Annotated in this window: 14 protein-coding genes; 2 read left to right on the top strand and 12 right to left on the bottom strand. The window is 38.4% G+C overall.

Annotated elements, in window-relative coordinates; translation table 11 throughout:
• Positions 1-5 precede the first annotated feature (5 nt).
• Both DHW03_RS13790 and dinB read left to right on the top strand, forming a co-directional pair.
• Positions 6-365, top strand: coding sequence for a response regulator (locus DHW03_RS13790; protein WP_109926638.1), 360 nt, complete (start codon positions 6-8; stop codon positions 363-365).
• A 427-nt stretch (positions 366-792) separates the two neighbouring features.
• On the top strand, positions 793-1,893 hold the full coding sequence (dinB, locus tag DHW03_RS13795; protein ID WP_109926409.1) for a DNA polymerase IV: 1,101 nt from the start codon (positions 793-795) through the stop codon (positions 1,891-1,893).
• 514 nt (positions 1,894-2,407) lie between these two features.
• On the opposite strand, the gene DHW03_RS13800 is transcribed toward dinB, so the two are convergent.
• The 12 genes from DHW03_RS13800 to DHW03_RS13855 form a co-directional block, all read right to left on the bottom strand.
• Positions 2,408-4,879: a glutaminase family protein gene (locus DHW03_RS13800; protein WP_109926410.1), complete on the bottom strand. Its 2,472-nt coding sequence runs from the start codon at positions 4,877-4,879 to the stop codon at positions 2,408-2,410.
• A 434-nt stretch (positions 4,880-5,313) separates the two neighbouring features.
• Positions 5,314-6,150: a PKD domain-containing protein gene (locus DHW03_RS13805; protein ID WP_109926411.1), complete on the bottom strand. Its 837-nt coding sequence runs from the start codon at positions 6,148-6,150 to the stop codon at positions 5,314-5,316.
• A 13-nt stretch (positions 6,151-6,163) separates the two neighbouring features.
• A complete protein-coding gene (locus DHW03_RS13810; RefSeq protein WP_109926412.1) occupies positions 6,164-7,600 on the bottom strand; it encodes a PA14 domain-containing protein in 1,437 nt (478 codons plus the stop codon).
• A 31-nt stretch (positions 7,601-7,631) separates the two neighbouring features.
• Entirely contained in the window at positions 7,632-9,329 is a 1,698-nt protein-coding gene (locus DHW03_RS13815) for a DUF4983 domain-containing protein (protein ID WP_165825423.1), read from the bottom strand.
• A gap of 36 nt (positions 9,330-9,365) precedes the next feature.
• Positions 9,366-10,985 (bottom strand): DUF5008 domain-containing protein, encoded by a 1,620-nt coding sequence (locus DHW03_RS13820; RefSeq protein ID WP_109926414.1) that lies wholly within the window; start codon positions 10,983-10,985, stop codon positions 9,366-9,368.
• A gap of 33 nt (positions 10,986-11,018) precedes the next feature.
• Complete coding sequence (locus DHW03_RS13825; RefSeq protein WP_109926415.1) at positions 11,019-11,747, bottom strand: hypothetical protein; 729 nt, start codon at positions 11,745-11,747, stop codon at positions 11,019-11,021.
• Positions 11,748-11,766: 19 nt separating this feature from the next.
• Positions 11,767-13,290: a RagB/SusD family nutrient uptake outer membrane protein gene (locus tag DHW03_RS13830; RefSeq protein ID WP_109926416.1), complete on the bottom strand. Its 1,524-nt coding sequence runs from the start codon at positions 13,288-13,290 to the stop codon at positions 11,767-11,769.
• 11 nt (positions 13,291-13,301) lie between these two features.
• Positions 13,302-16,448, bottom strand: coding sequence for a SusC/RagA family TonB-linked outer membrane protein (locus tag DHW03_RS13835; RefSeq protein ID WP_109926417.1), 3,147 nt, complete (start codon positions 16,446-16,448; stop codon positions 13,302-13,304).
• A 21-nt stretch (positions 16,449-16,469) separates the two neighbouring features.
• Positions 16,470-17,561 carry a DUF5007 domain-containing protein gene (locus DHW03_RS13840; protein ID WP_109926639.1) on the bottom strand — a complete coding sequence of 364 codons (1,092 nt, stop codon included), beginning with the start codon at positions 17,559-17,561 and terminating at the stop codon, positions 16,470-16,472.
• Positions 17,562-17,598: 37 nt separating this feature from the next.
• Positions 17,599-18,705 (bottom strand): discoidin domain-containing protein, encoded by a 1,107-nt coding sequence (locus tag DHW03_RS13845; protein WP_240618541.1) that lies wholly within the window; start codon positions 18,703-18,705, stop codon positions 17,599-17,601.
• Between the two features lie 12 nt (positions 18,706-18,717).
• A complete protein-coding gene (locus DHW03_RS13850; protein WP_240618542.1) occupies positions 18,718-20,235 on the bottom strand; it encodes a RagB/SusD family nutrient uptake outer membrane protein in 1,518 nt (505 codons plus the stop codon).
• Between the two features lie 34 nt (positions 20,236-20,269).
• Positions 20,270-23,266, bottom strand: a complete 2,997-nt coding sequence (locus tag DHW03_RS13855; RefSeq protein WP_109926419.1) for a SusC/RagA family TonB-linked outer membrane protein — start codon at positions 23,264-23,266, stop codon at positions 20,270-20,272.
• Positions 23,267-23,540 lie beyond the last annotated feature (274 nt).

A 23,540-nucleotide genomic window follows, 5' to 3' on the forward strand; every position in this document is an offset into this window, starting at 1 on the left:
TACTAATGAAAAATAAGAAAATACTCATCGCCGATGATGATGAAGGTATTGTAGATGCGGTTACTATGATATTAGAAGTTATGGGTTATGAGGTGGAATACACTTACGATGGCGGTACTGTTATAGATGCGGTTAAAAATCAACCAGACCTCATCCTTCTAGATATATGGATGAGCGGATACGACGGTCGAGATATTTGCCGTCAGCTTAAAAGTGACCCTAAATATATGGGAATTCCTGTCTTAATGATTTCTGCAAGTAGAGATATCAAACAATCGGCTTTAGATGCCGGTGCAAACGATTTCATGGAAAAGCCTTTTGAAATGGATTCCTTGCTGAGTAAGGTTGACTTTCTGTTGAATTAGGCACTTATAAATAATTAGTTTAATCGCCGCCTAATATAAATAATACCCCAAACATTTGAAAAGCAATGGCAGTACCCCTTCGCTTGGGTTCTGCCCCGCTGTACCTCCAAGCGCTATAAAAAATAGCGGCTTTCCGTCCCATCGGGTTTAATTTGCAATTTCTCTGGAAAAAACAACGGTTAAGCGTTCAAAAATTGCCCAATTTATTGGCTATCCTCCATCAAATAATTTTAGCAATGTGATTTAGCTTTATCAAGGTTTGCTACCTCTAACCCTAATTGAAATTCCTTATTTTGTAAAGAAATGAATCAAACTCAATAATCAAGATAAAAATACCGAAATTTAAAATCCAATTGATTGCAGATAGGACTTCGTTTGAAATTGATGCAGCTAAATCTTTAAACGTTTTAATACGTGTCTAAGTTAAATGTCTGAAGATAACACAAGGGTATTAAGAAAAATTATTCACATTGATATGGATGCATTTTACGCATCGGTAGAGCAACGTGATTTTCCCGAATATCGGGGCAAGCCCTTAGTTGTTGGTGGCAAGCCCGATAGTAGAGGTGTGGTGGCTACCGCCAGTTATGAAGCCAGACAATACGGAATAAAATCCGCCATGTCATGCAGTAAAGCCTACCAACTTTGCCCAACAGCAATCTTCGTTTATCCTCGTTTCGATGCATACACATCAGTTTCTAGATCAATTAGGGAGATTTTCCATCGCTATACTGATATTATTGAACCGCTTTCTTTAGATGAAGCTTATTTAGATGTTACCGAGGATAAGCTGGGAATTGGATCGGCGATTGACATTGCGAAATCCATCAAAGATGACATAAAAAACGAGCTGAATTTAACCGCATCTGCGGGAGTTTCCATCAATAAATTTGTCGCAAAAATCGCATCAGACATGAATAAACCGGATGGACTAACCTTCATTGGTCCCTCTAAAATTAAAGCATTTATGGAGAAGCTTCCTGTAGAAAAATTTTTCGGAATTGGGAAGGTTACGGCGGCCAGAATGAAATCAATGCAGATTATTACTGGCGCAGATTTAAAAAAATTGAGCGAAGCGCAATTGATTGCTCAATTCGGGAAATCTGGTAAGTTCTATTACAAAGTGGTTCGGGGTATAGATGAAAGACCCGTTCAATCTAATCGAGAAACCAAATCGGTTGGTGCAGAAGATACGCTTTCTGAAGATACCAATGATGAATCGGTGATGCACAGTTTACTTCATCAAATTAGTGAAACGGTTGCAAATCGACTTGAAAAACACAAGCTTAGCGGAAAAACCGTAACGCTTAAAATCAAGTTCGAAGATTTTAAACAAATTACCCGCAGCAGGTCGTTTGCCTTCCCGATTAACAAAGCAGCACAGATTTATTTGGAGGCTATCCAACTCTTAAAAGAAGCTGATATTGGATTTAAAAAAGTGCGTTTATTGGGAATAACCCTTTCTCGCTTTTACGATGATGTTGCTAGGGAGAAACCTGAGAGCAATCAACTCGAATTTGAGTTTTAGGTCAGAATTAGCGGCTGTTGCAAAATTTTATTTTTACACCACAAAAGAAACAAAAGGTACAAAAGCAGCGAAACACAATTTAGGCCTACAAGTTGACTTTTAAAGCCAACTATCTAACCTCCTTGGTAAGTGGCCCCGCGAACAATTCATTGAAAAAAATATCTCTATTGTTTCGTGAAGACACGAACCAAGGCAAGTATTTTGAATTACCCCCACCGCCATGGTACGTGTCCCCACCTACCGTGCATTGAAAGTATCTTTATTGTTTCGTGAAGACACGAACCAAGGCAGGTGAAAACACGAGCCAAGGCCAAGTAATTTTGACTTACCCCTCAACCGCCATGGTACGTGTCCCCACGTACCATCCATTGAAAGTATCTTAATTGTTTCGTGAAGACACGAACCAAGGCGGGTGATCGCAAAAGCAAAGCCAAGTAATTTTGACCTAAAAGCCTATAAACAACAAAGGCTCCACAAATTTGTAGAGCCAATTGCTATTTATTGGGGTAAATAATTATTTTGAAAGTTTGTCTCTCAACATTTTCATGTAAAAGCCGCCCACCACACTTCTCGCTTTGAAGTTATCGCGGATACCGGTGTTCGAATCATAAAAATCATTTAAAGGCACTCTAGATTCCGTTTCAATTGCGTGCCTATAAACAGGCTGGATGATGGCTTCAAAATCCTTTTGTGTTGGGGCAAAAGTAGCCGTCCACACAATCCAGTCGTTCTTAGTATATGCTTTTCTACTGTCTAAGGGTAACCCAAATTTATTTTGTTTGGTTAAATAAAACTTAGTTTCTGTATCATAGATTTTTTGAGGGAATAGATTCAGGTTCAAAACCTTATCCCATACTAAGTTATATTTTTGGCTCCAAGTATTTTTATCGTCGAATGTTAAAGCATAATGGTCGCCAGCTTCTGCCATATCAATCCATTTCGGAACCATACTTTCTGCAATGGCTCTGTATTGTTTGGCAACATCTGTATAACCTAAAGTTTCGGCCATTTGTGCATAGCAGGCAATGCCAACAATGGCTTTAACAGATAAGTTTGCATTACGAGCCAGGTGTCCGGCAAAATCATCTGTACACAACTGGGTTTTGGGATCTAAGCCTTCTTTGGTCAAATAATCTACCCAGGTAGTTAAGGTTTTCCAGTGTGCTTTTGCATAGGCTCCATTACCTTGCGCCTTTACAATTGCAGCTGTCAAAATAATCATATTTCCAGATTCTTCTACAGGCATTGGCTCACCATACGTTTGTCCGTTTGCTAAAGGATAAGTTCCTAAATCGTGTGCTGCCCATGGATGAGGATATTTTCCACTTTCACTAAAATAAAAAATCCCGTTTAGCATGCCCTGAAGCAATTGTGGATTGTAAATTAAGTACAATGGTGCCGATGGGTAAGTTACATCAACTGTGTTGATAAAACCACCGCTATTGTTTTCTTTTGATAACCATAGTATTTCACCTTGTGGACTTTTAACAAGTGTGTGGGCTGCTATGCTTTGACGATAAGCCAACACGCAAAGATCTGCATATTCTTTACCGCCTGATTTTAGTGCATCAGCATAAAGCGATCTGTTTAACTCGTCGCATTTGGCCATTACAGATTTGTAATCGCTTGCCGCATCGGTTAATTGTCCTTCCATGGTTTCCTTGCCCGAAGTGTTCCACCATGGCCTTAAATTTTGTTTGAAGTATTGAATTGAATAAATTTCATCGTAACCCAACTCTACAAATTTCTCTACAGGTGCTTTGCCTACTGTACCAAAAGGGATAATGGTATTTAAGGCGAGCATTTTACCTTCCTTAACTGTTGAAGCTGAATTTCCAGCTCTGAAAGCATTTGCAGCCTCTTTTTCGGTGGTTACAAATTGAATGCTATTAGCAGATTTTGGTGCGGCAACATAAAAATAGCCCCAATCGATACGCATGTCATCGCTTGCCTTTTGTAACAATGGTTGTTCTACTGTACCTGTTTTTAAGATAGATAATTGAGCTGTACTCAATTTGGTTGCCGTTACCGCTTGCGATGGCCTATACACAGCGATATTTGATGAAGCACTTAAAAAAACTTTGACCTGATGTGTTTTTCCATCATTCGCGTTAACTTGGTAGGTAACATAAGAAACGGGTCTAGCCAAAATCCCCAAGTCTTTAAGCAATAAAGGAGAGGTGAAAGTTAATTTTAAATCTACCTTACCACATGTAAAATTATAAATGGTTTGGGTGGCATTAATATCTACGCTTTTCTGTTTTGCCAATTGAACCTTTTGGGCATTGTCCTTTTCTTTGTTGGCTAGTCCAAAATCAAGATAACGACCGCCTGCTGTATTGATTAAATGAATTGCAATTACATTATTTCCAGATTTTAAAGCATTTTTATCGCTGTTGCTTAAGGCAATGTATTGGAAATTGCTTGTCCAGCCCTCTTTTGTGTAAATTTTCTTACCATTTAAGAATACTTCTATGTTATCATCGTGATTGATTTTTAAAAACAAATCATTAATCGAAGCTGGGTTTGTGATGTTGAACGATCTTCTCACCCAAATATCATGCGATTTCCATAAAGTTTTTACGTTTTTGGCATCATCGCCAATTGGAGCAGATCCTGTTTTCCAGCCATCAGCATTGTAGTTTAAGGCTTTCCAATCGCCCTGAGGTTCTGTCATTGAATATTTAACCTGATATTCTTTTTCGTCAGAAGTACCCAAAACGGTTTTATAGCTTACCGTTTCTTTACCTAAAAAACGGTAGGTATTGCCATCAACATTAACCATACCTAAAAGAGAATGGTCTGCGCCTGTCCAATGTTGGGTAGCGCTCTCGGTTAAATTATCGGTAGTTGACCAAATACTGAAGTTTGGATTATGGGTAATTAGTGGATAAGCAGGAGCTTTTCTATCCTGCGCATGCACCATAGTCCCTAATAATAAGCACCCTAACATGCTTAAAAGTTTAATGGTTTTGGTTTTGTTCATTGTGTGTGTTTGTGAATATTGATATTTGGTTGATACACCAGCTGAGCTAGTTAAACGTTTTACTAAAGTATAAATTTTTTATTTATTAATGGCGTTTAATGCTTCTCCTTTTTTCTAGAATTAACCTAAACTCGGTTTAAGCCCTAAACGATAAAGAACAAAGCAAATTGATAACATTAACATGCCGAAATCATTTCAGCATGGTGTGCAAATTATAAATGTGGCTATCGTTCCTCTTCTTGAATTTATTTCAGGGTATTCGCTCGTTTTGATAAGTGTATTTGCTATCCCGAACTCACGTTAAAAAATTAATGACAAGGGATTTGGATGTTGGGTATTCTTTTGAAAGGACGTAAGCCATTCATTCACAAAAAAATACATGAGGCTTTAATAGCCCCATGTATTTCGATTTGTGTGTAAAGCAAAACGTTAATTTATGGTTGTTTTTTATTGATGGTCCATTCAGACAGTTGGAACAACCTACTGCCTCGGTTGGCTTTAAAATAAATACGATAGAACTTATAAGCAACAAAGTTGTCGAAATAAAACCTCTTGGTTACTCTTCTATCGCCTTGACTGGCCCATGGGCATGTTGTTACCGTATGTAAATCTACGTATTGAATTCCATCTAAAGAGCCTTGCAAAATCCAAAATCTTGGATCTCTATCTTCGCCATCATTACCTGATGTTAGGGTATAAGCACCAACTACTTGTGGCGTGGTCAATTCAAACGTACATTTTTGAGTACCATCAAAACCCGCCTGCAAAAATTTAGTGGTAATGTCTCCATCAACCATCTTTTTGGATCCTTCATTAGAATCTGGACCCGCTCCTGCTTCTAAATTAACAGAGTATTTACCGCCTATTGTACGAATGTAATTCTCTCCAATTTTAGTAGGATCGAAATTTGGATCGACAATGTTTAACAGAATTTCTTTCGATGCTGAATAGCCTTGCCCATTTCTCGTGGTTAGGGTAACCTTGTATTTACCCGGAAAACGATACACGTGTTTCGGGCTCACCAATACAGATGTGCTGTCGTCTCCAAACTGCCACAATAAAGTTTTATAGTTGGTTGATGTTCCTGTAAATTGGTATTCTAAAAACTTTGTAGGGCTGGCTACGGTGTAATCAAACCCTGCGGTTGGTTTAGGTTCATCAACAACTGGAACCACTTCTTCTGCTGTATCCTTTTTACACTTTACTGTTGTAATTACAATAAGTATTAATAGCGATAGGATACCAAACCATCTTTTTACGTTATTTTTCATATCTAATTAATATTTAAGGTGCTGGGAATAGTTGAGATTTTGGGATTACCCGTTTACTTAAAATATTTGGTACTTCAATTTCTAAGTAAGCTTGTTGCCCACCTACGTTTTCGCGGTGATGTGCTTCTATTTTGTAGCGTTTACCACGCTCTAAAAATATCGTTCCCTTTCTGTAATCTTTATCCCAAGTGGTGTTATAATCATCAACTAAGGCCACACCGTTTACAAATAACCTGGCGCCATCATCCCAACGGGTTTGGTAAAAAGTATAAGTTCCGCGTACGGGTGCTAAAAACTCTCCCGTCCATCTAGAAGCGTAATTATCTCTGCTCAATTGGGCGTTTGATGTACTTTTAACATTATCTGGCCAGCCATCTCCGCTGAAGTTAATTTGCTCATCGATTCTGGTTGCAAATGGGGCACGGCCATCATCTGGATCTAATTGCGTATTGGTATAATATTTTGCCCTTAAGCCTGTACCGTTTCCGGTAATGTAGGAGTTGTTATCTAAGTTTACATTCGGATCCACCACCACAATTAATTTGCTTTTTGTTGGGTGAATTACGTGGTTTGTTGCATCGCTGATGTTTAATGCAAAAGCGAATTTCTTATTTGCAGCGATGTTTGCATCGAAAACAGGCCACGGAATTTGTAACCGTACAATGGTGCTCGATGCCCCTGTAGCAAAGCGAACTAAAGTGTCAAGTGTAAAATCTTTGGCCGCCAAATGGATTGCATCAGCAGGTAAAGTTCCTCTACTCACTAAGGTGGCGATGGTATCAACATTATCTCTAATTTTCACATTGAAAGCAGATGATGGTTGATTATCTAAAGTCACCACCAATGGAATGGTTACCCCCGCTGGACCGATAATATAATTGCCTTGAAAAACTACATTATAGGTACCGCCACCATTTAGGCTTATGTAATGCAAATCGGTTGTTTTTAATAAATCGGCTGTATTGATAACCACTAAAATGGTTGATTTACCTGCTGCGATTTTGTTCCCTTTACCTGGGGCAGAAAGCTTTAAGGCAAAAACAACTTTTTTACCGTAGTTGCGCTCCAATACCGATCTACGAACATTTGCAATTCCTTCGCCACTGCTTGTTCCGAAGGCAACATTAATCACATTCGGATATTCTACTGCTGCCGAAGGCATTAAAACCGCATTTGTTAAGCTGCCATTGTTGATGAGTTGCGTTACCGTATCGTTATTTAGGGTTAAACCTACTTGGAAAGCCTCTTCGGCAACTCCCGTTAGTGAAATTTTAAACGGAACTTTAACGTACTCGTTATCAACGGTAACATTGCCAATTGCAATCCCTTCTCCAGCAATACTTCTGGTAGCCGCATCTGGTAAGGTTAAGTCTTCAATCTTGGATTTTTGACAAGAATAAACACCTAGGATGATTATACTTAGTAATGCGATATAAATAATCTTTTTCATTTTATGATATTTTAAATTATCAGTAATTCTACTATTGATCTAACCAAACCCGACCATCAAGCGCCCAAGTTTGTTTGTTCGGAATTTTTAACCAGTTTATAATTTGCGCCGGTATATCACTTGTTTGTGGTACAAATACGGCTAACGTTTCTGGTGCTGGTGGGCAAATCAAGTCGTTAAAATTCTCCCAGGTATAAGTACCTTGAAATTTAAAATCGTGTGCCTGCGAGCTCAAATCGGCCATAATGTTGCCATTTCCATCGGTTGCTGGCCAGTATCCCACCAAGAAATTAAAGTACGGGTGACTTTGATCAATTGAGGTTTGGCAAGCATAGTTCGCAATTGTTCCATCTGGAACGGAAAATTTGAAATAGCGAATATCACTCACATACACATCTGGCTCGCCATGTCCGTTTCCGTTTAGATAGCCTAATTTTAACGGGTTAGAGTTGGCTAAAGAACCTGAGCCTGTAATTTCTAACTCATTATTAAATACACCATTGGTGTAGGTACGCACAAATCTTTGTCCGTTTCTAACTTCAATCTTAACAGTTAAGTTTGCCCATTTTCCTTTGTCGATGTTAGCACCTCTACATTGCCTGTAGTCTCCATCTTTGGTCCCTCTCCATTCAAAGTACCAATAGGCATCTTCTAAATAAATAACCCATCCAACGCTCGGGTGACCACTAGACCACTCGTTTCTCTTACCCAATACGCTTGGCCAGAAAAACTTGTCTTCGTTCTTTTTAACTTTAAGTTCGATGGTCATTTTTGTGGTATCGTCGATGTTATACACACTTGCATCAACAGCATCAACTTGTGCTCTTACGTTTTGACCTTTGAAACGGATGGTTTTGCCTAAATATCTGTTACCTGTAAATGGTTTTGTTATAATCCTTTTCTTGTACGTTGGCGAGTAGTATATGATAAATGAATTGGCTTTTGGTTGGCTAAAAATCGTTTGATCGTCTGCATTTGCAGGTAAGGTAAACTGCCCACCTGCGCTTGAGGCAATCACAACCAGCCACTGCTCATTGTTATAATTTGGGCGCTTTTTTAACGCTGTTAAAATTTCACCTACTGTTGTATCGAATTTTTCGATTGCGGTTTTATAAGCTGGGAATGAAACATCGTAGCCAGATGCTGCCCCTGCCACATTAACGCCTGTAAAGTGACCCACTACTACCGATGCCGTATCGCTTGTTACATTGTTTATTACGGCTGCTTTTACATCGTCATCTGCAGCAAGCAAATTGCTTACATCTGCGCCAGTGGTTAGCGATTTAAATACAGCTGAAGAGGTGTAGGTAACAATTTTCGATTTTGCACTTGTTTCTTTAATCCTTTTGAAAATAATTGGATAATTCTGCAAATCGTTATTGGTTAAGGCATCGCTTGTAACTTTATGTTTTTCTTTTTTAACACCAGTTAGCATATTTGCCCAATTGGTTGCATTTGCAGTTGATGCAGGATCGCTTAAACCCACCCAGCTGTAAATAGAGTTGGGTAAAATCGCATCAATATTTGGTGTGTTGGCATCCAATACCGATTGTCCTCTTGCTCCATCAACAATTAGGTATAAAACCTTTCGGTTTCCAAATTTTACGGTTGTTGTATCAGTTGCATTTTTTTCGCCAATTGTTCTGTCGAAATCTTTATTACAAGAAAATATAGCCGTGGTAATTATTGTTGCGATTAAGCCAATCAATAATTTATACTTTTTCATCATGCTCATCTTTATTTATGTTTTGGTTAGCTTAATCTATTATTCGATGGTTACTCTAATAATGTTGTTTAACAGCTGGTTATCGAAGCGATTAAAGCCACCAATTAATAACAATGCTTTTTTACCATCAGCCGATTTGGTTTCAACCACATCAGATAGGCTTCCGTTAAATGGACCTGTTGAGTTGTAACCAGCAGCCAAAGTTCCTGTAGGTGTTAAAACCATAAAACCGTTACGCGTTACATTATTGTATTTTACGAAATAACCACTCACTACAATTAATCCATTATTAAGTTGTTTTGCATAATTGGCCTGCCCTCCCTCGAAAGATTTAGAAGAGAATGACTCATCTAACGTTCCATTGTCGTTTAAAACGGCAACACCAATGGCCAATTTGCCGTTATAGGTGGTAAAACTTCCGGTAATTACATATTTCTTGGTGGTGCTGTTGTAGGTACATGAGGCGATTGCGTTATCGGCTCCGCTACCTGGCGTAAAGGTTGGATCGATGTTTCCATCTGCATTCAACCTCACAATTCGGTTGGCTGGCTGTCCATCAAAAGTATTGAAACTACCAAAAACCACTAATTTCTCCAGCTTTTCTGCATCTGTGTGCATGTAGCTATCAATCGGGCCGTTGCCACTTTCTTTTCCTTTGTTGGTTGCAGTATTAAAACGGAAGGTTTTATCTAAGCTACCATCTAAATTAAAGCGCAATACTTGTCTAATCTCAGTACTGTCTAGTATCACTGTATCTCTTGTAAAATCGTAGTTGAACTTATCGTAAGTTCTTTTTACGTAGTACCTGAAATTACCTGTTGCCAAAATTTTTCCCTGATGTGCATATACGCGATTGATGTAACCATTGGTACCACCATTAAATTTCGGAAACCATTTTTGGGTAACTGTATCTGTTAAAGTTGGTTTTCTTTTAGTTTGAATTTTTACGGTATCGATAGCGCCACTGGTAAACAAACTGGTAATGTTGCTGATGTTTTCAGTACGTTGATTAAAGCCACTAAAACCGCCGGCAATAATAAAACGACCGCCAATTTCTATTACTCTCGCTAAGCTTCCGTTTGAGCCCTTGCCGGTACGGAAAGTACGATCGTACTCGCCATCAGCTGATGTTCTGGCAATCCTATTGATTGGAACCACTCCCCCTTTGTTGTCATAGTTGGTGAAGTTACCCAAAACAATGTTTCTTCCATCAGGCATTTCATAAACCTGACTTACAAAACCATTGGTTCCTGCCGTTGCTTTAAAGGTGGGATCGACTTGAATAAGACCGCTTACGGTAAATAGCGGACCAACAAATAACTGATCGCCTATGGCAATGGATGTAACACCTGTACTACCAGATGCGGGTACTTTCACCGTAATGGATGTTGCCGTTACACTTACCACCTCTGCCTTTTCGCCATTAAACATAAAGGTTAGTTGATCTTTAAATTTATCGAAACCCGTAGCTTTTATGGTTACAGACGTACCCACTATGCCTACTGCTGGTACAGGCACATCGGTTTGCGAAATGGCTACACCGAGTGGCGATTTTGCATCAGCATAAGGATCGGGAATAACTTCTTCTGCCTTTTTACAACCCTGAAAGCTGAAAGCTAGCAAGGCAATTATTGCGAATATTAACTTAATTTTTTTCATCGTTTAATTTCTTGAGGTAAACCTGAAATGGGCTTAATTTGATGGATTAGAAGGTGTTAAACCTGAATAATACACATCACTATAAAAATCGCTTCTGTTAAAGCCAAAGTAGGCGCCGTTATAGGCTAATGCATGCACAACACCGTTAGTTGGTTTTATATCAGACGATGATACCGCATTACTATACCAATTGTCGTTCGGTTTGGATGCATCAGGAATATAAGTTAAAACCAACTGACGATAACCGATATACTTGATGTTGTTGGCAGTTGCATAGGTTACGCCAATGTTTGAAATGTTGCCACCCAATGAATAATATAAGCCACCTGGATAAACCGTTTTTACATCAAAATCTATCTGTTGATAATCTTTAAGTCGATTAACACCTTTAAACATATAGCGTTGCAAAAACCTTTTCCAAATTAGCGGACTAATCTGATCTAGGGTTTTAACGGTATCTTTTCCAGAGTAAAACAAGAAATTGTTTAAACCATCTGTTCTAATGGTACCTATTGTCCTTTTAATCACATCATCATCGAAGGCAAAGAAGGTAAAATCATCATTTGAAAACTCCTTTTCCATGCCAGCAAGTTTTACAATCCTAGCTACGGTATCAAAAGGAACTTTTTTGGCCTGCAAGTACTGAAGCATATTACCTTGATAATTGGGATTTGCCAAGCCGCCATCATCATAATACTCATCTCGTTTACAAGCACTTAATATTAGTAGTAAAGCAGCACAAGCAAAAATTAGCTTTTTCATATATCTTTTATTATTATAATTAATTACCACCGTTAACCCAATACTCGTTCAATTTCATAAACGGGTTATTATTTAATGCGTTTGAGCTAATTGGCCATGTCCACGCACCACGACTAAATTTATCTGAGGTAAGTACGTTGTAAGTCCATTGGCTACTTAAAATGCGTTTGGTTCTAACCAAATCGAAATAGTGATGACCCTCGCCGATTAACTCTCTTGATCTTTCGAAGAAGATAAAATCTTTCAGTTCGTTACCCCCGCCACCGCTATATTTTGAGGCTTGTGCACGATCTCTCACTTTGTTAACCATGGTAATGGCTTCTGCATCTTGACCTAAATTCGCCAATGCTTCTGCATACAATAAAAGCTCGCCACCGTATCTAAAAATCATAAAGGTGTTGTCTGGATTTGCATCTTCCTCACCCGTGATGAAAGAGTTTTTAGCAAATTTCAACATCATAAACTTTCCATTATCTGTGAAAATATCTTCGTTAAACCAAGTGCTTATTCTTTTATCACTTCCATCTTGAAATATTTTCTGCATGTACTCGCCTCTGTAGTAAGCAAAACTTACACGGTGGGTGTATTCTGGTCTTTTATATGGGTAATGCAAAAACATATCGGCAATTGGTGCAACGTTTAGCACAGCATCACCGTAGTTAATACTTTGGTAAAATTCGAATAAGCTTTCATCCGAACGTCCTTTAATTACCGTTGCCCACTCTGTAAGTGGCAACAATCTATAGGCATTACTGCCCACCAATTCTTTTCCTAAATCGGCAGTGGCCTGATAGTACTTGTTTGCATTGGCACCATCAAATCCTGCATTCCACATATTCATTTCCATCATCAAAGCAATGATGCTACCTCTATTGGCACGCACGCCTTTTAGTGCTGGATCTGCATAGGTAAATGGAATTTGACCTTTGTAGGTGCTTAAATCGGCAATACATTTGTTTAATACGGATACAAAATTTTCTCGTGGAAGTGCTGTTGAGTGGAATGCATCTGTATAATACACTACATCGCCATATAATCTTACCATGGTGAAATAGCAAAGCGAGCGTAAGAATGCGGCTTCTGCTTTAAACTGACCCTTTTCTGCATCTGATACCCCTGGGATTCCTTCATCTAGCTTCGCGATTAGGATATTAGCGCCTTGAATTACTTGGTAATAACCATTCCAATCGGTAATTCTACCAAAATTGTAAAAATCCCAAGGCTGGCCACCTCTAATTAACCCTAAAATATCGTTTCTGCCCAAATATTCTACAAACTCTCTTGCTGGAGCTAAATCGGATTGGCTTTCGTGCAAAACTTCACCCGATCTGTATTCGCCAACTGCGCCTACATAGTGGGTTTCATTCATCTTACCGAAGGCAATTCGCGATAAATCGTAAATATTGGCAATCACATCCTCTTTCGATTGGAAGAAGTTGTTTCCCGTTAATTTATCTAAGGGCTGTACGTTTAAAAACTTTTTACATGCAGGCAAGCAGAATGATGCTGCAATAACTAAAGTGTAAATGATAACTTTTTTCATAATGGTATTTTTTAGTTGCCCGTATTAAGTTCTAAGTTTAAACCAATGTTATAAGTACGTGGTACAGGGTATCCATTAGAAATATCGCGACCCAGTGTGGTTACATTTTCTGGATTTGGCCCACTGTATTTTGAGAAAGTAATTAAGTTATTGGTTGAACCAAATACCCTCAAATTGGCTAGTCCAAAACGGCGGATTAGCTTTTTATCAAACATGTATGAAAGCGTTAAGTTGTTAATTTTCAGATAAGAACCGCTTTCTTGCCATAGGGTTTGATCGGCTCTTAATGGCTGTACAGCTCCGTAACGACTATAATCATAAGGATAAGGATATTTAGCGTTATCGCCTGGTTGCATCCAAATGTTTAAATCGTTTAATGGTACTACCGCGTTTAATGCATAAGGATCTCTCATAATCGCGATACGATCTGCCAATGCATTGTTTAAGATGGTTCTATCGGCTGTGTAGCTGGCAAAAACGTTTAAGCCCCAGTTTTTATACCTCATGGTGAAGGATAAACCGCCTGTAAATAATGGCTGAGAGTTTCCAGTTACTTCGTAATCTCTACCATCTAAAATATAATCGCCGTTTACATCTTTTAACCTAGGGTCGCCGGCATTAAAGAAAGTACCGTTGGTTTGATATCTTTTACCTGTAACAGGGTCGGTAGGCACATCACCGTCAGTAGCGTACACACCTTGATTGATGCGCAAATAATTTGAAAGCGTATTTCTACCTACACGATAAACAATGTGCTGTAAATAAGAGGAGCCATCAAAACGGATGTATTGTCCATTGTATTCTTCTGGAAGTTTTAATAAAACATCTCGGTTGTATGCTCCGTTTATAGAGAAGGATAGATCAAAATCTTTACTTGTAACTGCTTTAATGTTTAAGCTAATCTCCGAACCGTAATTCGCAATACCCAAATCGTTACTGGCTAAACGAGAGAAACCTGTGGTGTTTGATAAGAAACGATCGAACAATAAGTTATCAACCTTTTTAAAGTAGGTATCAAAAACGATTGAGAATCTGTTCAGGAAGCCCAAATCGAAACCTAAGTTGTACTGACTGGTTGTTGTTGGTTTTAAGGCCGGATTTGGAATTAAATCGTAATTAATACCAATGGTTTGTGTATTGTTAAAGTTTCCATTTAGGTTATAAATACCATAAATGCTTTGTAGGTTTCCGGTTGGAGCAATGTTTTGTCCCCATGTTAACCTCAAACTACCATAGTCTAACCATTTTTTATCTACCAACCAGTTTTCTTTGTTAAAGTTCCATCTTAAACCAATTGATGAGTTTTTAGAATATGGATTTTCTAAACCACTTGATGAGGTACCATCCAAACGGTAAGAGAATTCAGCAACATATTTTTTATCATAATCATACGATAAAGACCCTGCAAATGATGCAATTGTAGCATTTCTATAATTACTTAGAACACCACCACCCCTCGAATAGAAACCATCATAACCAACTGGTCCTTGCAGTTGATCGTTAGGGATTCTTTCTTGTTGGGTGATGGTGGCTTGAGCGCCCTGTTTGTAAATCTCGTTAAAGGTGTTTACAAAAAAGTTGTGTTTTTCGCCTAGCGTTTTAGCATAGGTAATGGCATTTCTATTATACAATTGGAAGTTTCTACCTGCATAATCGTACAACTTGGCAAACTGCCCATTTGCAACAGCTGGGGTAAAAGTAGTTTCTGTATCTGATGTATAATCGTAACTCAAAGTAGATGAAGCCGCTAAGCCCGGGATAAACTCATAGCGGGCATCAATATTGGTACGTAAGTTTCTTGAATTGTTATCGTTTAAGGTTTGCAATGCAGATAAAACACCTCCAGATGCTTGATAAAAAGATGGAGGAGGCAATAGCGTAGAGGCCTGCCCGTTGGTGGCCACACCCGATTGAAGTAAACCTGCACCGTTACCTTTATTTTGCTTACCTACCGAACCATTTACGAAACCGAAAAATCTGAATTTATCATTCGGTTTAAACTCCATATTCATGTTTAGGTTGTAACGATCGTAACCTGTGTTTTTGATTACACCTTTTTCGGCATAATAACCCATATTGGCTTTGTAGTTGAATTTTTGATCGCCACCGTCTAAGGCCAAGTTATGACTCTGATTGAAAGTGGTTTGATAAAATACATCCTGCCAATCGGTAGAATTGTTCCAATAGGCATTTAAACTATCGGCCAAGAAAGGTGTGTTACTAATCCTTCTGATTTGTTCGATATTTTGTGCATTTAAAATGATTTGTTGAATCTTTAAGTTTCTTTCAGAATTACCCCCCAAGGTTTCGCGTAGTTTTGGTGGTGCATTAACGAAGAAGTTAGATACATACTTAATACGTGGAATTTTAGAGTTACCTCTTTTGGTTGTAATGATGATTACCCCATAAGCACCTCTAGAACCATACATGGATGTAGCCTGTGCATCTTTTAAAATCTGAATGTTCTCAATGTCTTCTTGTGGGATTAACGACAGCGGACTTACCCCTGGGCCCTGTGTTTGGAAACCAAATTCGGCAGCTTTATCTGCATCTAATGGCACACCATCAATAATGTACAAAGGCGAAGTAGGTTGTAAAAACGAATCGTTACCGCTACCAGAAATGCTTAAGCTGGATAGACCACGAACTTGTACCGAACCCCTAAAACCTGGTGCACCAGTGTTGTTCTGGATATTTAATCCTGGTACTTTACCTTGCAAAAGGGTTTCGATATTGGATACAGGAACATCAGCTACATCCTTACCGCTAAGCACAGTTACAGAACCTGCAGAAGTTTCTTTGGGTCTGTTCTGGTAAGCTACGATGATTACCTCGCTCAAATCTTTACGATCTTCGCTAATGGTAATGGTGATATTGGTTTGATTTGTAATTTTTGCAGATGCCGTATTGTAACCTAAAAATTTGAATAATAACGTTCCGCCTACGGGTACGCTAGCCGAAAATTTTCCATCGCCATTGGTTTGCGTTAAGCCTTTATTGGTGGCTTGCAACACAACAGATACGCCTGGAACGCCCTGCTTGGTGTCTTTATCGATAACCCTACCATTCACAATAATATTTTTTTCTTGCGAATAGGCATTGGTACCACATATTATACATACAATAAGTAATGTATATAAAAGTATATTTCTTTTCATAATATTAGCTTTATTGATCAACTATTCGTTAGCAAATTTTGGGTTCTCTGTTTTGAAATAAAATACAATTTCCCAGTCTCCAGCTTTGTAAATGGCAAAGTCGATCCCGAAATTGGCTACCGTACGGCCACCACCAAAACCCAATCGAGAGTAACTTAGCTGAACCTTTGCTCTCGAACCTCCAGTTGCATATGATGTTGGAATTTCGACCAATGGAATCGGATAAGCCACATCATATTGAACATACTTATCTGTCATTTGCATATTGAAACCATGGATCATTTTATCCCAAACGGTTTCGTTAAACTTCTTAGGATCAATGGGTAACGAATCTTTACCCAATACCACAATGCGTAAACTATGGCCGTTACCACCCGATGCCAATGGGCGGATGTAAACAATCGCATCCTTTTTGTCGTTGTTGCTAACTAAGTTTAAATTAGAGGTTGCACCGATTACGTTGTTTAAGTACGGACGGATATAATCTCTAAGTTTCTTGTCGAAAGGAAATTTCGGATCAGGAGCAGGCAAGCCAGTAAATGCGTTAAAATCATTTGAAGGCTCGTAAGGGCGCTCTCTGTATGGTCTGATCTGAAAATCTCTCACCAATCTTTCGCCACCAGTGTTTTTAACCTTCACATCAAAAAAGCGCGTATCCTGAGAAAAGTTTGTACTATCTGTTGGACGTGGTTTTAAGATTTGATTGGTTGCCGATGGCCATAAAATGAATTCTCCAGAAGAACGCATTTCAAAAATCGGGTGATTTTCTAGTTTTCTTTTTGCTTCAATTTCTGCCAAACTTTTTTCCAAACCCGTGTAAGGAGCAGTCCATACGTAAGTTGGTACCGAAGTAAATAGATCGGTTACAGGCTTACCATCTCCAAACCTTGCATTTACAATTTCGAAGGTAATTGGATTGGTAGAGTTGTCGCTATTAAAACCGCCAATTAGGTTGGTTCTACCGATAATCGGCTCCAGTATTTTATTGCTAAAGTTTACATTGTTGCTTAAATAATCTTTCTCTTGTGGTAAGTCGAAAATCTTTTTGCAACCACTTAAAACTACCGCAGCAAGTAAAACAACAACGAAATATTTATTTATGATAGGTTTCATTCGAGTATTTGTTTTAATGTTTCTAAATCGCATCATTTTATTTCGCTTTATTTATGGTAAACTCTGCCAATTGGAAAAGACCACCGCTTCTCAACTCTGTTATTACAATGCGATAAAATTTGTAGGCAACTGTGTTGTTGCATCTAAACACCTTTTGTTGGTACCGCTCCTCAAAGAAGAAGTTAGATCTTCTATCCAGTTCTACCCACGTTGTGCCATCCATTGATCCTTCGTAAGTCCAAGCTTTTGGATCTCTTTCGTTGGCATCATTTGCTGATATCAGCGTATAAACCGACGAAACAGCAGGTGTTTTAAGTTCGAATCTCATCCATAATTCGCCCTGTAAATCAGCTAGGAATTTGGTATGGTCATCACCATCAATTACTTTTCTTGAGTTTTCTCCACTTGATAGCCCTCCGCCGTTTTCGCGGTTTGAAGAGAAGATACCACCAATTTCTAGGTATAAGTTTGGTGGTGGTGGCACAAACGTTAATCGGGTTACAAATTCATTAAAGCCAAAAACATGATCGGCGCTGATTACATGCACTACACCATTTTTAGTTTTAATGTTGTTTGATGAGGTTGTACTGGTTGCCCAATTACGAACAAACTTGCTTTTCTTCGTATTATCAAAATTGATAATTTCTGGTCCGGCGGCTACTTGGCCCGATGCAGAACTTTTAGTTATGCTGGCATGCATTGGGTAGCCAATACGTGCACTGGTTAAGTTTAAACCATCTTGAAGTTTCAAAGAATCCGTTGTTTTCTTCCCTCTAATAATGTAGTAAGAAGTCATGGTATCCAGCTGTACAGCATCAATATTGGCTAAAAAAAGCGGGTCTTTATCGGATTGCTTTCTTAACGTGTTTAAGTTTTTTAAAGCCAACTGAAAGCTTGGGTTGGTTACCGCAAATAAAGTAACATTGCTATCGGTTAATGTTTTTTTCAAACCCATTCTATCAATGGCTACAATTAGCGAATCGAAAACACCTGGCTTGCTTTTCAAATACTCGTATGTATTGCCCGAAAAGGCTACATTTTCTGTTGGTGCTTCGTAAAAGCCTCCATTTTTTTTACAAGCCGAGAGCATGGTAAGCACCAATAGAAATGCCATTGTGCTTATGTATTTTATTGAATTTTTCATATCCTTTAATCGTTAGCGCCAGTAAGCATTTTGAGTTAATAAACTATTCTGAGAGATCAGTTTTCTAGATACCGGCCAATAAATACCACCAGAATTAATTAAGTTCATAAACTTAGCGTCGTTCTGCTTAATTTTATTGTAGCGAATTAGATCATACCATCTTGAGCCTTCACCCATCAATTCGCGGTGGCGTTCTTCAAAAATTAATTTGATTACATCGCTGGTATTTAACGAAAGGGCCAGCGCGTTAATGTCGTCGTATCTTCTGCCCTGAACAACTAATAGCTCATTTAATGCACCATTTTGATCGCCTAAAACCGACAACGCTTCTGCGCGTAGCAATACAATATCTTCCAAACGCGTAAAAATTAATGCACTGGTAAAGTATCTGAAGTTTGGATCGGTACCACCGCCTTGAATTACTTTGATTTTACTGAAGATTGGGTACTTGCCGTTTAAGTTGGTAAAGTATCTTCCATCAAATCGGGCTTGCCCTAGCGTATCTACACCAAACCTTTGATCTTTTGCAATATTGAAATACTTTAAGATGGAATCTTTAGGCAAGTAAATATCTGGCACCGATTTGGTTGTAACTGGCTCGGCTAAAGTCAATTCTTCAATGTGTCCGGTTGATGATCCATCTACGTGACCATAATCTGAGTTGAAACCAAACATTTGTCTGGTGTTTTTATTATAGAAAAAGCCGTTTGAGTTTGACAAATCTGTGCTTGAAGTAAAGCCTCCACCGCTTTTGCTGTAGTTATCTTCTACAAATTTGGCGTATTTAGAAACGTTGGTATAATCGCCATTCCAAGCCGCTAGGTGTGCTAAAATTGCATAAGCCGTATTTTTCGTAGCCAAAGCACCACCCCATCTCGTCGAGTTTTCATTGTAATAATCACTTGGCTGCTGCACATCACCTGCACTGTAGATAAATGGAAGATCATTTGCTGCTTTTAAAATTTCTTGCTCGGCCCAAGCTAAAATTCTAGCCTGACTTTCGCGTGGTTTGTTGGCAAAGTTCCCCTCATCAGATGAAGTGATAAATGGCACATCGCCCCAAATTCTAACCATGTAGAAATAAGCAAAGGCTCTTAAAAATCTGGCCTGTGCAATATCAACCGTCATGTTATTGGTGGTGTAGCGCTTATCGGTATCTTTTACATGTGCAACGTTTTCTAAAAACACATTTGCTCCGTTAACGATGGCGTAAAACCTTGTCCAATCGGATAAAGATTCTAACACTGGATAAGAGGCATTTAAATTGTTGCCAATTACCGCTTTTAAATCCTGACGTTTCGGACTCAAAAATTCGCCTGTTCTCACATCGCCATAAATCCAGTGACCATTGTTATCTGATAAAGCTGCACGGGTTAAGGCATAAACACCCAATATTCCAGATCGAGCATCCTCTACCGTATTCCAAGCATTTTTTTCGCCAACTACTCTGGTTGAGTCTGTTTCTAAAGCTTTATTACAGCTAGAAAAAGCAACTAAAGAAATCAGAAGTATGTATAATATATTTTTCATCTTGCTTGATGTATTTTTATTTCTTGTTTCCATCTTATAGCTCCATTTTAACACCTACTGTATATGTTCTTGGGATTGGCTGACCATATCCTGTATCAATTCCATCGTAATTCACCAATTCTGGATCTTGACCGGTGTAAGGTGTGATGGTGAAAATATTACTTACCGCTCCGTACACTAAGAATTTGTTGATTTTGATGTTTTTCTTTTTAAGCAAGTTGCCCAATTCGTATCCTAAAGACACTTGTCTTAATTTTAAGAAAGAAGCGTTTTCTAAGAAAAGATCTTGATCTGCACGATATGGAATAACTGTACTCCATGGGTTGTACAATGGATATTTAGAATAGTCGCCACGTTTTTCCCAGAATGTAATTTCTTTTACCGAAGTAATGTCTGTGTTGCCTTCGCGGTTAACAAAATCAAAACGGTTAGCCATTTCCTGGTTGATTAACTTTCTGCCCAAATTAAAGTACAGGCTAGTAGCCAGGCTCCAGTTGCCATATTTGAAGTTGTTATCAAAACCGCCCGCAACCGTTGGTAACGAGTGCCCTTTTAACACTTTATCATTATCATCAATAGTATTGTCGCCATTTTGATCTTGCCAGCGTGGATCGCCCGCTTTTAATGGAATACCTTTATACTTTAATTTTTGACCATTAACTACAGGCACATCTGCATCTGAAGTGTAAATGCCATTGTTAACCAATAACCAATACTGATCTACCGGTTGGCCCACTTTCAAAAATCTGTTGCCCACAACAAGTTGATCTAAACCTCTTGGCAAGGCTTTCAACTCGTTTGCATTGTGGTTAAGGTTTAAAGAAGAGTTCCAAGAGAATTTACTTTTCGAAATTACAAGACCGCTAATGGTTAAATCTACACCCATATTGTTAACCGACATACCGCTCTCTATCGATTGCTTGTAACCATATTCTGCAAAAGCTGGAATTCCGATCAACTGATTTTTTTCAGTTTTACTGTATAAATCAACAGAAACATGTAGTCGATTTTTCAACAAAGAGGCATCAGCACCGATGTTAACTTGATCAGAATAAGACCAAGGCACACCGTAACCTACCCACCCGAATTGATATGTGCGGGTTAACACACCAAATGCATTGTAGCCCGGAACGGTTAAGTTGCCCGTGTATCCAACTGAAGCGGTGTATTGTGGGCCTTGTGCATAATTATCGTAACTAAACGGACGACCCATTCTTCCTACACTTGCGCGTAAAACCAAATCATCAATCCATCTGCTATCTTTTAAGAATTCGTTTTTCACATTCCATGCCGCAGAAAGGGTTGGCGAATAAAACCAACGACTGGTGGGCTGTGCGTTCGAAGACCCATCTAAGCGTAGTATAGCAGAAACAAAATATTTATCGCTGAATGAATAATCTGCCTTACCATAGAATGACAATAAATTATCTTCTGTTTTATCCACAAAACGGTAACTCAACTCTCTTGGGAAAGCCAAGGGCGTTAAGTAGTTTGGTAGATTAGGATCTGATTGAAGTAAGTTAATTTTAATGTAATCGTTTACACCTTTATAAGCATAAGCATTGTTATACTTATAAATGTCCCACTGCATGGATTGGCCTACTTCAAAATGAAAATCATGAATCTTATTCAGGTTTAAATCGTAAGTGGCTTTGTTATCCATCATTAACCTTTGGCTAAAACCATAGTAGTTAGATGCATAGCTGTTGCCTTGCAAAAGCGTTCTGGCGTAAAAAACATCTCTATACCCCTCGCTATAATCTGCATTGAAGGAAGAAATTACCTTGAATTTTCCAAAAGTACCTTCCAATTTTGCATAGCCTTGAATGGTGTTGGTTTTATTATCATCAAAACCTTTTCGGTATTCTTGAAGATAAGAGGCATAGAAATCCTTATTTGGAGGAAGTGGCGCACTCAAATCAGGAAAATAATTAACCTGTGCAAAACGATCGCGAAGCGTTCTATTTCGATCGCGATTTAATCTGTTTGCATTAATCATGGTAGAAAACAACAACCATTTGGTTGGTCTCATGTTGATGTTAAACGTTGCACTGTAACGATCAATCCCCGTTTCATCGGCAACACCCTCGCTTTTTGTGTTACCCAAAGCAAATCTGAAATTAGCTCGATCGGTACCACCAGCCAGCGAAAAGTTAACACCATATATTAAGGCGTTTTTATAGTATAAATCTGTCCAGTCTGATTTTCCACTATATACATTGTTTAACGAGTCACTTAAATAAACAGGGTACTCTTCATCATCAGAATATCTACCGTTTGTGGTATAAAGGTCGTAAAAGCGCTGTCTAAACTCATTTTCGTACTTACCGTTAATGGTATTTACATAAGGCTTTTGCACCATCCCAATGTATGAGTTGAATGAGATTGCACGGTATTTTCCGCCAGCCGATTTAGAAGTTAACACAATTACACCATTAACCCCTCTAGGGCCATAAATAGATGTAGTTGCTAAATCTTTAAGCACCTCTATAGATGCAATGTTATTCAAATCAATCCCAGCCAATAAATTGGTTGCCGGACCGATTCTATTAAAATCGAACTGTTGCGTATCGAAAGCAAAAGGATGCTCACGTACTAAAGGGATCCCATCCAATACAACCAAAGGCTGTGCATCGTACAGGTCTTTTTTCGATAATAACGGCATCGGAACACCGCGGATAAACATGTTCTGAATAGATCCAGGCTCGCCTGAAGGCTCTTGAACATATAAGCCAGCGTAATTTCCTTTTAAATTTTGTTGTAATGAAATTGCAGGAAAAAGAGATAAGTCTTTCGTTTCCTTTTTAACACCCCCAGCAAGTTTGTTGTAAAGTGTTTTAGATTTGATTTGGGCTAAACTATCTATCCTCAATGAATCTTTCTCCGGCAAATTTTTATTTTTTGTCGTGTCTTGAAAAAGAGAGTAATTAAATGTTCGGCCTGTGTTAGGCTTATTACCAGTTGCATAGCTTGATAAAACGTTTAACGTTAATGCAGCAAAAAGTACAAGGCACACCCCTAAGTATCGCATAGTTAATGGATCTTTAAATGGTAAAAGAATGATTTAAGAAAAAATTATTTTTTTGGAAACAGCTAGGTATCTGGCAGATTAAAAAGAATGGTACTTCGGCAATAGTAGTTATAGATTCTCATACAGTTATATTTGGTTAATTCAAATATATATATACTAAATCGTTTTAACAATAAAATGTTACTTTTATGAAAAAAATATTTAATAACCCAATTTGTTGTTAATTAATTAACCAAAATAAGTTATCATTATCAATATGGTATAAAACAATCCA

Source organism: Pedobacter yonginensis (assembly GCF_003173595.1).
Lineage (GTDB): Bacteria > Bacteroidota > Bacteroidia > Sphingobacteriales > Sphingobacteriaceae > Pedobacter > Pedobacter yonginense.

Excerpts from the sequence above, each read along its gene's own strand:
- DHW03_RS13790 (WP_109926638.1), top strand. The coding sequence starts at position 6 with ATGAAAAATAAGAAAATACTCATCGCCGATGATGATGAAGGTATTGTA.
- dinB (WP_109926409.1), top strand. The coding sequence starts at position 793 with ATGTCTGAAGATAACACAAGGGTATTAAGAAAAATTATTCACATTGAT.
- DHW03_RS13800 (WP_109926410.1), bottom strand. The coding sequence starts at position 4,879 with ATGAACAAAACCAAAACCATTAAACTTTTAAGCATGTTAGGGTGCTTA.
- DHW03_RS13805 (WP_109926411.1), bottom strand. The coding sequence starts at position 6,150 with ATGAAAAATAACGTAAAAAGATGGTTTGGTATCCTATCGCTATTAATA.
- DHW03_RS13810 (WP_109926412.1), bottom strand. The coding sequence starts at position 7,600 with ATGAAAAAGATTATTTATATCGCATTACTAAGTATAATCATCCTAGGT.
- DHW03_RS13815 (WP_165825423.1), bottom strand. The coding sequence starts at position 9,329 with ATGATGAAAAAGTATAAATTATTGATTGGCTTAATCGCAACAATAATT.
- DHW03_RS13820 (WP_109926414.1), bottom strand. The coding sequence starts at position 10,985 with ATGAAAAAAATTAAGTTAATATTCGCAATAATTGCCTTGCTAGCTTTC.
- DHW03_RS13825 (WP_109926415.1), bottom strand. The coding sequence starts at position 11,747 with ATGAAAAAGCTAATTTTTGCTTGTGCTGCTTTACTACTAATATTAAGT.
- DHW03_RS13830 (WP_109926416.1), bottom strand. The coding sequence starts at position 13,290 with ATGAAAAAAGTTATCATTTACACTTTAGTTATTGCAGCATCATTCTGC.
- DHW03_RS13835 (WP_109926417.1), bottom strand. The coding sequence starts at position 16,448 with ATGAAAAGAAATATACTTTTATATACATTACTTATTGTATGTATAATA.
- DHW03_RS13840 (WP_109926639.1), bottom strand. The coding sequence starts at position 17,561 with ATGAAACCTATCATAAATAAATATTTCGTTGTTGTTTTACTTGCTGCG.
- DHW03_RS13845 (WP_240618541.1), bottom strand. The coding sequence starts at position 18,705 with ATGAAAAATTCAATAAAATACATAAGCACAATGGCATTTCTATTGGTG.
- DHW03_RS13850 (WP_240618542.1), bottom strand. The coding sequence starts at position 20,235 with ATGAAAAATATATTATACATACTTCTGATTTCTTTAGTTGCTTTTTCT.
- DHW03_RS13855 (WP_109926419.1), bottom strand. The coding sequence starts at position 23,266 with ATGCGATACTTAGGGGTGTGCCTTGTACTTTTTGCTGCATTAACGTTA.